The sequence below is a fragment of the Streptomyces sp. NPDC058198 genome, assembly GCF_042882605.1.
Taxonomy (GTDB): Bacteria; Actinomycetota; Actinomycetes; order Streptomycetales; family Streptomycetaceae; genus Streptomyces.
On the sequence record NZ_JBHVVP010000001.1, the window covers coordinates 232958 to 245051 of the forward strand.

Below are 12094 nucleotides of genomic sequence, written 5' to 3' on the forward strand. Positions count from 1 at the left end.
TCGAGTTCGGGCATGGCCCGTCAGTGGGGCGCGGTCGCCGCCTGGCTCTGGTTCCATTCGCGTGCTTGCCGACGCGCGTAGATTTTGAGCAGGTGATGGATGCGGTAGGGGCCGGGAGGCCCTTCTTCGAGCAGCCCCGCGTCGGCGAGCTGCTCCAGCGCCTCCTCGGCGTCGGCGGAGTCGCCGAGTGCGTGGGAGGGGAGCAGCAGTCCTTCGTGCTCGCCGAGTTGGCGGAAGGCCTGCTGGCAGCGCGGGTCCAGGCGGTGCAGGGCGCGGCCGAACACATGCGGTACGGACATCCGCGGGTCGTCGGCGAGGGAGAGCCTGGCCGGCAGGTCGTCGGCCAGCCACGCCACACAGTCCTCGATCCGCAGCCCGGGGCGGGTGAGCAGACGGGCGGCGGCGATCCGCAGCGTGAGGGGGAAGTGGCCGCAGATACGGGCCAGTTCCTGGGCCGCGGCCGGCTCGGCGTCCACCCGCTCGGAACCGAGAGCGGCGGTCAGCAGCTGATGGGATTCCGCCGGCTCCAGGGTGCCGAGCCGGTAGACGCTGCCTCCGTGGGTGGCCACCAGGCCGGCGAGACCGCGTCTGCTGGTGACGATCGCGGCGCTGCCGGCCACGGACGGGAGCAGCGGACGGACCTGGTCGGCGCTGGTCACATCGTCGAGGACGAGCAGCGTCCTGGGGCCGTCGGCTGCCGGCAGGGGCAGGCCCTCCAGCGCCTCGGCCGGGGTGACGGACGACCCGTCCTGACGGGTCAGGGAGACGACGAACACACCGCCGGGGAAGCTGTCCTGGGCGTCATGGGCGGTCTGCAGCGCCAGCGCCGTCTTGCCGATGCCCGGGGCTCCGGAGAGGACGACGACGGTGGGGCCGGGAGGTCCTGAGGTGAGGCGGGCGGTGATCGCCGCCCGCTCGGCCGAGCGGCCGGTGAACGACGGCACGGACGGCACCGGAGCGGGGGCGGCGGGGCCCTGCGGCCCGGGCGGCGGCATGAGGGCCGGGGCCGCTCGGCCGGCCGGCGGGGCGGTCCTGTCGACCGCGGAGGGGCCGAGGTCGTCGCCGCGGAGGATCGAGAGTTCGAGCCGTTGCAGGGACGGGCCGGGATCGATTCCCAGCTCTTCCTTCAACCGGCCTTTCACGGCGCGGTACTCGGAGAGCGCCTCCGCCTGCCGGCCGGTGCGGTAGAGCGCCTCGATGAGCTGCTCCGCGAACCGCTCACGGCCGGGATGCTGACGCGCGGCTTCCCAGAGGTCGACCAGTACCTGACGACATCGCCCGAGCGCGAGCTCGATGTCGCAGGCCCGTTCGAGGGTGCGCAGCCGCTCCTCGGTCAGGCCGGGCACCTCGTCGCGATGCAGCATCTGGGACGGCACGTTCGCCAGCAGGGGCCCCTGCCACAGCGTGAGGGCTTCCTTGAGGCGGTACAGCTCACCCTCGGCGTCTCCCGCCGCGTGCGCCTCTCGCACCAGGACGCGGAAGCGCACCAGGTCGAGCGTGTCGGCGTCGGCGTTCATGCGGTAGCCACCGGGCACCGCCTCGATGGCATTGCCGGTGACCCCGTACTTGGTGAACAGACGGCGCAGCCTGAGCACACAGCTCTGGAGCGCGGCCCTGGCCGTGGCCGGCTGGTCCTCGTCCCACAGGGCGCGCAGAAGATAGCCGGTCGAAACGACGGAATCGGGATGAATGAGCAGAGCTGCCAGCAGGCTGGACGGTTTGGAAGGTTTGAGGACGACAGCGTCATGGCCCTCGGCAATGCTCAAAGGACCCAAAAGCTGGAAACGCACGCGGCTCCCGCCCCCCGAATCAGAACTCGGACCCACGACGCATGAAAGTGCCGAATATCGGGCACGACATGGCGTCACGAGATCCACGGACGGAAAGGGCTGACATTCTTCTGCGGTATAGACCTCTTCTTGCAGGCCGCACTAATTTCTTACTCCCCCGTACACACACGGCCGAACCGACCGGTCAGTTTTTGGATATGACGGTCCCTCAGCACTTCAGAAGGTAGCCGCAAAGAATTAACGCCCTTTACGGGCACCCGAGTAAATAGGAGATACCGGCACGTCAGCGCCGCAATGGATACGCCGTCGACGAGCTTCAACAATGCAAGGACCAAGAACTTGTTGGGCATCCTAGTAACTCGGTACGGGAAAGTCGACCCTTCGGTCGGAGAGCATTCTCCACCGATACTGGACAACCGGAAAAGACGCTTGATTAAGCAGGAATAGCCCGGCCCGTGACGGGCTGCGCCGCTCTGCCCGTAGTTGCCACCCACTGCGTCGCTTGCACACCCCTCGCGGACGCCCTCACCGAGCCCCGCGGCGCGGGCGCGAACGACCGGAGGGCCCGCGGAGCATGTGCTCCGCGGGCCCTCCGGTCGTACCGCCTTATGACGCCGTCGCCGTGTGCGGCTCCGGGCTCGTCAGGACGACGGTGATACCGCGCGAGCGCAGCTCGTCGACGATGCGGGGGTCCGCCCCGTCGTCGGTCACGAGGGTCCACTCCGGCTGGAGCCGCGTCCAGGTGTGGAAGGGCCGGCGGCCCAGCTTCGCCGCGTGCGCCAGGACGTACACCTCGTCGGCGCGGCGTGCCATCAGCTCCTTGAGCCGGGTCTGCCGCAGGTCGGCCTCGCAGATGCCGTGTTCGGGCGAGACACCGTCCGTGCCCAGGAACAGCCGGTCGAACGTCAGCCGTTCCAGGGCCGCTTCGGTCAGCGGCCCCACAAAGCCCTGGCTGAGCGGGCGCAGGGTGCCGCCGAGACACTCGACATGGACGGATTCGACGTCCGACAGCTCCTGCAGAGCGGTCAGCCCCGTCGTCGCCACGGTCACGTCCTTCGCCGTGCGCAGCTCATGGGCGAGTGCCCCGACGGTCGAGCCCGCGTCCAGCAGCAGCGTCTCCCCGGGGCGGACCTGCGCCGCCGCCCACCGGGCGATGGCCTGTTTGGACTCGAAGGCGTCACCCGTACGCTGCCGCAGCGACGCCTCGGGATGGGCCGCCAGCGCCATGGCTCCGCCGTAGGTGCGGGCCAGTTGGCCGTCGGTGGTCAGCTTCGCGAGGTCACGGCGGATGGTGGACGCCGTGACTCCGAACAGCTGGGAGAGTTCCTCGACACTGGCGAGCCCGGTGGTCGTGGCGAGATGGACGATTCGGTCGCGCCGGGCCTGGGATCCGATCGCAGACATCAGTCTTCTGTCCTCTGGTGCAGACGAACCGGTGGTCAACGGGCAGGAGCGGACGACATCTCGGCGGCCTGCCGCAGGGCCTCGACCATGCTACCGGCCTCGGCCCGCCCCGTACCGGCGATGTCGAAGGCGGTGCCGTGGTCGACGGAGGTGCGGATCACGGGCAGCCCGACCGTGAGGTTGACGCCCGCCTCGATGCCCATGACCTTGACGGGGCCGTGGCCCTGGTCGTGGTACATGGCGACGATCAGGTCGTAGTCGCCGCGTGCGGCGAGGAAGAAGGCGGTGTCGGCGGGGAGCGGTCCGCGGGCGTCGATGCCGTCGGCACGCAGGACCTCCACCGCCGGGACGATCTTCTCCTCCTCCTCGCCGTAGCCGAACAGGCCGTTCTCGCCCGCGTGCGGATTGATCCCACACACGCCGATGACCGGCCGCTCGACGCCGGCCCGCAGCATCGCCTCATGGCCGCGCCGCACGGTCCGCTCGACCAGGCCGGGTTCGATCCGGTTGACCGCGTCGATCAGACCGATGTGCGTCGTGACATGGATGACCTTCACCGTGGGCGTGGAGAGCATCATCGACACCTCCTCGACACCGGTGAGATGGGCGAGGAGTTCGGTGTGGCCGGGGTAGAGATGACCGCCCGCGTGCAGCGCCTCCTTGTTGAGCGGGGCGGTGCAGATGCCCTGCACGTCTCCGCGTACGGCGAGTTCGGCGGCGACCCGCACATACTGGTACGCCGCGTCGCCCGCGACGGCGGACAGCTTGCCCCAGGGCAGGTCCGCGGGGAGCAGCCCGAGGTCGATGACATTGATGCGGCCGGGGCTGAACTCCGCCTCCGCGGGGCTCTCCACGGCCACGATCTCGCAGGTGGCGCCGAGGATGCGGGCGGCCTGGCGCAGACGTTCCGCGTCGCCGACGACGACGGGGCGGCAGCGCCGTACGGTGTCGGCGTGGAGCAGCGCGGGGACGATCACCTCCGGGCCGATGCCGGCGCCGTCGCCCATGGTGACCGCGATCACCGGGAGCGGCCGGCCGGCCGTATCGGTCTGCTCCACGGAGGCGGTCGTAGGGGCTGCGTTCACAGGGCTTCTCCTTGCGGTACGTAGGACACGGGCTGCGGGTGCGCGGACGCGCTGAACTCGGCGCCCGGCGTGGGGGGTTCTGCCGGTACGAAGGGGTGCCGCGGCCGGAGGGCGCGGGCGATCCGCAGCAGGGAGCCGGTGTCGCCGTGGCTTCCGGGACGGGTGACGACGCGGCGGCCGTCGGGCGTGCGGCAGTGCACGGCTCCGTGGTGGATCTCCCCGACGGGGATCAGCTGGGTGACACCGAGCGCGTCCAGGACGCGCCGTGCGGTCTCACCGCCGGTGAGAACGAGGTCGGTGGGGTACGGCAGCGCGGCGACGGCCCGGCCCAGACCGGCCGCCATGCGGCGGGCGGTATCGAGCCTGATGCCCTGGGTGGCGCCGATGCTGACGACCGTGATGCCGTCCGGGTCGACGGCGAGCGGGAGCCGCGCGCCGGGCCGGGCGAGGAGGTCGGCCGGCAGGACGATATGCCGGGCGCCGGCGGCGGTCAGTTGCGCGATCTGCGCAACGGCGGTGGGTTCCGCGGTGCCGACGACAACGAGCAGCGGCCGGGTCGCCGCGGGTCCGGGGCCGGCTGACGGGCCGTCCGCCGCGAGAGCTCCCGCCGCCGCGTCCGCTCCGTCGGGCGATGCCCGGGGCCCGGCCGGCGGGGCGCCCGCCGCGCCGAGCACGCGGCCGAGGGCGGCGGCGAGCCCGCCCGTCCCCATGAGCCGTACACCGGCCCCCAGATGGAGGGCCGCCGCGGCGATGGCGTCGAGGTCGGCGTCCGTCTCGGCGTCGCACACGGGTATCAGCCCCGCCTCGGCGAGGGTGTGGAGCCGGTCGGCGAGCTCCCCGAGGGGCGAGCGTACGGCCCTGAGGGGCACCACCTCCGTACCGGCGGCGCCGAGCGCGGCCGCCACCGAACGCGGTGCGGGACGGCTCTCCGCGCGCCAGGCGTCCGTGGCGTGCAGCGGGACGCCGTGCAGGTGAACGATGCCGTCACGGACGGTCCGGCCGGCCACCGGCAGGGCGGGAGCGACGACGAGTCCGCCGGCTCCCTCCGCGTAGGCGGCGGTCTCGGCGGCGAGATTGCCGCGCAGCAGGGAGTCCGTCTTCTTCATCAGCACGGCGCCGTCCACGGCGTCCCGCACGCTCGCGCGGACGATACGGGCGGCCGCGTCGGCGTCCAGCTGCCGGGTGTCGAGATCGAGGACGAGCGCCTCACCCTCGGCGGGCGGCGCCGCCACCGCCGGGCCCAGGACGATCCGGCCCGGCAGGCGCAGCGCGGCCGCCGTCTCGGCCGCGCCGGACAGATCGTCCGCGAGAGCGAGCACCCGGCGCGGTGCGTGCTCACTGGGGGGCGTGAGGAACACGGATACCTCCTCGGGCGGCCCGGGGCGGGCTGCCTCGGTGCTCGATGATGACACATGCTGCGCGAAATGCGCGAGACCTCTTGCGCGAAACACGCAACCGTGGCAGCTTTTGCGGCGCGACCCCTGTGGGTGCCCGACGGACCGGACACCCGCGGCTCGAGCCGGTCGCCTCCCAGAACCCCGAGAAGGTCGACGATGACCCCTACTCCTCAGAGCGCTCCCCCCGACACTCCCCCGCGTGAACCGTTCAGCCGCCGCACCCTGCTGCGCTGGGGTGCCGCGGGCGGCGCGGGCATGGCTCTCGGCCCCCTGGCCGCCTGCGCGGGCCCCACCGGGGCTCCCGGCCCCGGCACGCTCACCCTCGGTCTGAACCGCTCCCTGGTGAGCCTCGACAACAAGCTCAACCAGTTCGACGCCGCGGTCACCGTGCAGCGCGCGGTGCGGCAGGCGCTCACCCGTATCGGTCCCGGCATGAAACCGCAGCTCATCCTCGCCGACCGGTTCGAGATGGCCCGGCCCACCGCCTGGACGGTGCGGCTGCGCGAGGGCGTCCGCTACTCCGACGGCAGCCCCGTCACCGTCGAGGACGTCGCCACCGCCCTGCGGATGTACGGGAAGGTCAACGGCTCCTTCCTGCTCGGCCTCTTCCCCGAGCTGCCCACCGTCGAGAAGACGGGGCCCCGCACCTTCCTGCTGCACACCGACAAGCCCGTGCCGGTACTCGACCGGCTGATGGCCAACATCCACATCACCCCGGCCGCCGCCAACCGGCCCGAGGAGCTGCGGAGCGGTCTCGGTTCCGGTCCGTACCGCGTCCTCAGGGCGAACGCCGGCGCCGGCGAGTACACCCTCGCCCGCAATCCGGAGTACTGGGGGACACGGCCGACGATCGACACGGTGCGCGTCCGGTTCGTCCCCGAGGAGTCCAGCCGGGTCGTCGCGCTGCGCAGCGGCGAACTCGATGTCGTCGACACCCTGACCCCGGACTCCGCCGAGCAGCTCACCGGGCTGCCCGGCGTCGAGGTCGAGGAGACCGCGGGCGTCCGCATGTGCCAGCTCTTCTACAACTTCCGCAAGCCGGCCGGGCATCCGCTCGCCGACTCCCGGGTACGGCAGGCGCTGGCCTACGCGATCGACGGCAGGGCCCTCGTGGACGATGTGCTGAACGGCGCGGCGGAGGAGGCCGGCGGCGTGGTGCCGCTCGCCCTCGAAGGCGCGGTGCGGACGGGCTCGTACGCGTACGACCCCGGCAAGGCGCGCTCGCTCCTGAGGTCGCTGGGCGCCGCGGACCTCCGTATCAACATCATCTGGGAGTCCGGGGAGTTCGCCGCCGACGCCTCGGTCATGGAGGCCGTGCAGAGCATGTTCCAGGACGTCGGGGTGCGCGCCTCACTCCAGCAGTTCGAGCCCGGCGGCGACATCCTCACCTGGCGCCAGGGCCGGGCCGGCGACTGGGATGTCATCGGCAACGGCTACGGCAGCCCCACCGGCCAGGCCCTCACCACGCTCCAGGGCATGTACGGAGGGACGGCCGCGAAGGAACGTACCCGCGACGCCTTCATGGGATATGTCGTGCCGCGGGTCGAACGACAGCTCTCGGACGCCGCCACCGAGGTGGACGACGCCGAGCGCACCAAGCGGCTCGCCGCGGTGCAGCACGCCATCTGGGACACCTGGCCCAGCCTCTGGGCCTTCGCGCCCAAGACCCTGCTCGCGCGCCGGAGCCGCGTCCGGGGCATGTCGCTCCTGCCGATCAACTCCTACGACCTGTCCGCCGTGCGGCTGGAGGGCTGAGCCGTGCCGAAGTATCTCGCCCGCCGGCTCGGCCAGAGCCTGCTGACCGTCTTCCTCACCCTGACCACCGTCTTCCTGCTGGTACGTCTCGCCCCCGGCGATCCCGCCGCCGCGTACGCCGGCCCCACCGCGACCACCGCCGACCTCGCCCGTATCCGCAGCCAGTTCGGCCTTGACCAGCCGCTGTTCACGCAGTACGGCATCTTCCTGCGCGACCTGCTCACCGGAAACCTCGGCACCAGCTACTCCTTCCACGCACCGGCCCTCGACGTGGTCCTGGACCGGATGCCGTACACGATCACGCTCGCCGTCTCCGCGATCACCGTCACCGCCGTCGTCGCCGTACCGCTCGGCGTGTGGATGGCGCGCCGCGCCGACACCAAGCGCGAACTGGGCGCCAACGTGCTCACCATCACCGGGCAGTCCATGCCGGACTTCTGGACCGGCGTGATGCTCCTGACCGTCTTCGCGGTGCTGCTGCCGGTGCTGCCCGCCTCCGGCTTCACCTCCTGGAGCGGTCTCGTCCTGCCGACGGCCACCGTCGCCGTCCTGCAACTGGCGCTCATCTCCCGGCTGGTTCGGCGCGAGATGACCACCGCACTCAGCTCCCCCTACCTCACCGTCGCCCGCTCACGCGGCTTCTCCGAGCGCGCCCTCACCTGGCGCTACGCCCTCGCCAACTCGGGGGTGCCGCTGCTCACCGCCATCGGTACCCGCTTCGCGGCCCTGCTCAACGGTGTCGTCGTGGTCGAGGTCGTCTTCGGCTGGCCCGGCGTCGGCTCGCTCGTCGTCCGCGCCCTGGAGACCCGCGACTATCCGCTCATCCAGGCCACCGTCCTGGTCACCGCGACCCTCGCCATCCTCGTCCAACTCCTCGTCGACCTCGCCTACCCGCTGCTCGACCCGCGGGTGCGCCTCGGAAAGGCGGCCTGAGACATGACCACCGCCCTGCGTCCCGCCTCTTCCTCCGGCGCCAGGCCGAGCGCCGTCACCGCGCGCGATCTCGCCCGCGCCATCGCCACCCGGCAACGGCGTGGCGCCCGCTTCAAGCTGTGGGCCGGCACGGTCTGCACCGCACTGGTCGTCCTGCCCGTCGCGCTGGCGGGCCTGCTGCCCCTGCCCGGCGCCAACGCGCAGGACCTGTCCCGCCGGCGGCTGCCGCCGCTCAGCGACGGACACCTGTTCGGCACCGACCAGCTCGGCCGCGATCTGCTCTCCCGCATCCTGCACGGCGGCCAGGTCTCCCTGACCGTCGGCATCCTCGCGGTCCTCGTCTCCGGCCTGATCGGTATCGCGGCGGGCTCGGCGGCCGGATTCTTCGGCGGCTGGGTCGACGCGGTCATCTCCCGGCTGCTGGAGGCCCAGCTCGCGCTGCCCCTGCTGATGATGCTGCTGCTCGTGGTCGCCCTCTTCGGGCCTTCCGTCACCGTCATCACCTGCGTGATCGCGGTCGCCCAGTGGCCGGAGGTCGCGCGGCTCACCCGCTCGCTCGTCCTCGTGGAACGCGAGAAACCGTACGTGGCGGCCGCCCGGGTCCTCGGCCTGCGCGGCTGGACGGTCCTCGGCCGGCACGTCATTCCCAACGTCATCCGTCCGGCGAGCCTCGTCGTCCTGCTGCTGCTCGCGCAGGCCGTCCTGCTGGAGAGCGCGCTCAGCTTCCTCGGGGCGGGCCCGCAGCGGCCGTTCGCCACCTGGGGCCGGATCATCTCCGACGGCCAGGACTACATCACCACCTCGTGGTGGCTGGTCACCCTGCCGGGACTGGTCATCGCCCTCCTCGTGGTCGGCGTCAACCTCGTCGGCGACGGGCTGCGCGACCGTACCCGCACGGTGAAGGCACCGCGCGGCGCGCGCGTGCCGCGCGGAACGCGCATCACACGTGCCAAGAAGGGAGCCTGAGCCATGACCACGGACATCCCCCTGCTGGACGTCGAGGACCTGCAGATCGAACTCATCACCGCGCACGGCGTGGTACGCGCCGTGGACGGCGTGAGCTTCACCGTGGGCCGGGGCGAGACCGTGACGCTCATCGGCGAGTCCGGATCCGGCAAGTCCACCACCGCCATGGGCGTGCTGCGGCTGCTCCCGGAAGGCCTCGCGGTGCTCTCGGGCACCGTGCGCATCGCCGGCCGGGACGTCGTGGCCGACCCCGGCGCGGCCCGGGAGGTGCGCGGGCGCGCCGTGTCGCTGATCCCGCAGGACCCGATGACGGCCCTCAGCCCGGTCCACACGATCGGCCGCCAGCTCGGCGACGCGCTGCGGCTGCGCCACCCGGAACTGTCCCGCACCGAGGCCAGGGAGCGAGGGATCGATCTCCTCACCCAGGTGCGTATCCCCCAGCCGGCGACCCGCTGGAAGGCGTATCCGCACCAGTTCTCCGGCGGCATGCTCCAGCGCATGCTGATCGCCATGGCGCTCGCCGGCGAACCGCGGCTGCTGATCGCCGACGAGCCGACCTCCGCGCTGGACGCCACCGTCCAGGCGAGCGTCCTCGACCTGCTGATGGAGCTCCAGGAACAGGAGGGCATCGGGATGCTGATGATCACCCATGACCTGGGAGTGGCCCGGGTCGTCTCCGACCGTATCCATGTCATGAAGGAGGGCAGATTCGTGGAGTCAGGACCCGCTCAGCAGATCGTGGACCGGCCGGCCGAGCCGTACACCCGCGACCTGCTCGCCGCCGTACCGCGGCTCGGTCCGTGGGACGAGGACCCGCGGTCCGAGGCCGCCCCGCAGGGAGTGGCCCGGTGAACGCCCTCGCAGGGAGCGCCCCCGTGAACAGCGTCGCAGAGAGCGGCCGGGCCGTCGGCCGCCCGTTGCTCGCCGTCGAGAACCTCGTCGTCGAGTACCCCACCGCGCACGGCCCGTTCCGCGCCGTCGACCAGGTCAGCTTCCAGCTGGAGCGCGGTGGCACGCTCGCCGTCGTCGGCGAGTCGGGGTGCGGCAAGTCCACCCTGGCCCGCGCCCTCGTGCGGCTTCTCAAGCCCACCTCCGGCCGGATCGTCCTCGACGGTACAGACATCGCCACGCTGCCGGAGCGACGGCTGCGCCCGCTGCGCAGGCGCGTGCAGATGGTCTTCCAGGATCCGTACGGCTCACTCGACCCGCATCTGACCGCCCAGCAGATCGTGGCGGAGCCGCTGCGCCTTTCGGGCGTCGGCGACAAGGCGGAACGCGCGCGGCGCGCGGCCGAGCTGATCGACCGGGTCGGACTGCCGTCCTCGGCCCTGCACCGCCGCCCGCCCGAGTTCTCCGGCGGCCAGCGCCAGCGGATCGGGATAGCCCGCGCGCTCGCCTCCCGGCCGGACCTGCTGGTGTGCGACGAGGCGACCTCCGCCCTCGACGTCTCCGTACAGGCCCAAGTCCTCGAACTGCTGCGGGAGCTCCAGGCCGAGACCGGTATCGCCTATCTCGTCATCGCCCACAACCTCGCGGTGGTCCGTGCGATCAGTACAGATGTCGTCGTGATGCACGCCGGCCGGATCGTCGAGAGCGGGCCGACCGCCGATGTCCTCGCCTCACCCGCCGAGTCCTACACCCGGGCGCTGCGCCGCGCCGCCCTCGATCCCACCGCGGTCCGTGGCGTGAAGCCCCGGCACCTGCTCACCACCGCACCGGAAAGCACTCGCCCGTGACCATCGGCATCAATCTGCCGCACCTTCCCGTCCCGCTGTCCCGTCTTGTCCTCGGCACCATGACCTTCGGCGACACGGTCGACCGCGCGGGCGCCGCCGCCATGCTCGACGCGGCGCTGGACGCGGGTATCACCGGCGTCGACACGGCGAACGGCTACGCGGGCGGCGAGAGCGAGCGCATCCTCGCCGCGCTGCTGCCGGGCCGCCGCGACCGGATCGTCCTGGCGACCAAGGCCGGTATCCCGCACCCCGACCAGGGCGCGCACGCCCCGCTGTCTGCCGCCGGAATGCGGGCCGCGTTGGAGGGCAGCCTCCGGCGCCTCGGCTCCGACCACGTCGATCTCTTCTATCTGCACCAGCCGGACCGGGCCACACCGCTCGCCGAAACCCTTTCCGCCGTGGCCGAGTTCATCGCCGAGGGCAAGATCCTCGCCCTCGGCGTCTCGAACCACGCGGCCTGGCAGATCGCCGAACTCGTACGCACCGCCGACGAGGTCGGGGCGGACCGCCCCGTCGTCGCCCAGCAGCTGCACAATCTCCTCGCGCGCCGTATCGAGGAGGAGTACGTCGAGTACGCGGCCGTCACCGGGCTGCGCACGATGGTCTACAACCCGCTCGGCGGCGGTCTCCTCACCGGCCGTCACACCTTTGGGCAGACCCCCGGGTCGGGCCGGTTCGGCGACTCCAAGCTGGCCGCGATGTACCGGGAGCGGTACTGGGACGAGCGGCTGTTCGCCGCCGTCGGGGAGCTCACCCGGATCGCCGGCGAGGCGGGCATCCCCCTCACGGACCTCGCGCTGCGCTGGCTGCTGGACCGCGCCTCGACCGACGCGCTGCTGCTCGGCGGCTCACGGACCGAGCATCTGCGGGCGAATATCGTGGCCGCGCAGGCCGGTCCGCTGCCCGCCGAGGTGACGGCGGCCTGCGACGAGGTCGGTGCCCGGCTGCGCGGCCCGATGCCCGCGTACAACCGCTGACCGCGCCCCCGCCCCGCCCCACCCGCCCACTTCCGCCTCGAAGGAGCCCTC

At 72.1% G+C, this 12094-nt stretch carries 10 protein-coding genes; 6 read left to right on the plus strand and 4 right to left on the minus strand.

Features of this window, described 5'->3' with window-relative positions:
- Positions 1-20: 20 nt before the first annotated feature.
- The 4 genes from ACFVWW_RS01005 to ACFVWW_RS01020 form a co-directional block, all read right to left on the minus strand.
- The gene (locus ACFVWW_RS01005) at positions 21-1790 is read right to left on the minus strand and encodes a BTAD domain-containing putative transcriptional regulator (protein WP_386875122.1); all 1770 of its coding nucleotides are present in this window, start codon (positions 1788-1790) and stop codon (positions 21-23) included.
- Between the two features lie 606 nt (positions 1791-2396).
- The gene (locus ACFVWW_RS01010) at positions 2397-3194 is read right to left on the minus strand and encodes a DeoR/GlpR family DNA-binding transcription regulator (protein WP_386875124.1); all 798 of its coding nucleotides are present in this window, start codon (positions 3192-3194) and stop codon (positions 2397-2399) included.
- A gap of 35 nt (positions 3195-3229) precedes the next feature.
- On the minus strand, positions 3230-4279 hold the full coding sequence (gene pdxA, locus ACFVWW_RS01015; protein ID WP_384193299.1) for a 4-hydroxythreonine-4-phosphate dehydrogenase PdxA: 1050 nt from the start codon (positions 4277-4279) through the stop codon (positions 3230-3232).
- Positions 4276-5637 (minus strand): four-carbon acid sugar kinase family protein, encoded by a 1362-nt coding sequence (locus tag ACFVWW_RS01020; protein ID WP_386875126.1) that lies wholly within the window; start codon positions 5635-5637, stop codon positions 4276-4278. The genes pdxA and ACFVWW_RS01020 overlap by 4 nt, the downstream gene beginning before the upstream one ends.
- Positions 5638-5832: 195 nt before the next feature.
- On the opposite strand from ACFVWW_RS01020, the gene ACFVWW_RS01025 reads away from it, so the two are divergent.
- Genes ACFVWW_RS01025 through ACFVWW_RS01050 form a run of 6 tightly spaced genes read left to right on the plus strand, consistent with a single transcriptional unit; the run spans position 5833 to position 12043 of the window.
- Positions 5833-7431: an ABC transporter substrate-binding protein gene (locus tag ACFVWW_RS01025; protein WP_384327549.1), complete on the plus strand. Its 1599-nt coding sequence runs from the start codon at positions 5833-5835 to the stop codon at positions 7429-7431.
- 3 nt (positions 7432-7434) lie between these two features.
- Positions 7435-8364 (plus strand): ABC transporter permease, encoded by a 930-nt coding sequence (locus tag ACFVWW_RS01030; RefSeq protein WP_384327552.1) that lies wholly within the window; start codon positions 7435-7437, stop codon positions 8362-8364.
- A 3-nt stretch (positions 8365-8367) separates the two neighbouring features.
- Complete coding sequence (locus ACFVWW_RS01035) at positions 8368-9330, plus strand: ABC transporter permease (protein WP_384193308.1); 963 nt, start codon at positions 8368-8370, stop codon at positions 9328-9330.
- A 3-nt stretch (positions 9331-9333) separates the two neighbouring features.
- On the plus strand, positions 9334-10182 hold the full coding sequence (locus ACFVWW_RS01040; RefSeq protein WP_384193310.1) for an ABC transporter ATP-binding protein: 849 nt from the start codon (positions 9334-9336) through the stop codon (positions 10180-10182).
- A gap of 23 nt (positions 10183-10205) precedes the next feature.
- Complete coding sequence (locus ACFVWW_RS01045; RefSeq protein ID WP_386875129.1) at positions 10206-11066, plus strand: ATP-binding cassette domain-containing protein; 861 nt, start codon at positions 10206-10208, stop codon at positions 11064-11066.
- On the plus strand, positions 11063-12043 hold the full coding sequence (locus tag ACFVWW_RS01050) for an aldo/keto reductase (RefSeq protein ID WP_384327564.1): 981 nt from the start codon (positions 11063-11065) through the stop codon (positions 12041-12043). Before ACFVWW_RS01045 ends, ACFVWW_RS01050 begins: the two co-directional genes overlap by 4 nt.
- Positions 12044-12094: the final 51 nt, after the last annotated feature.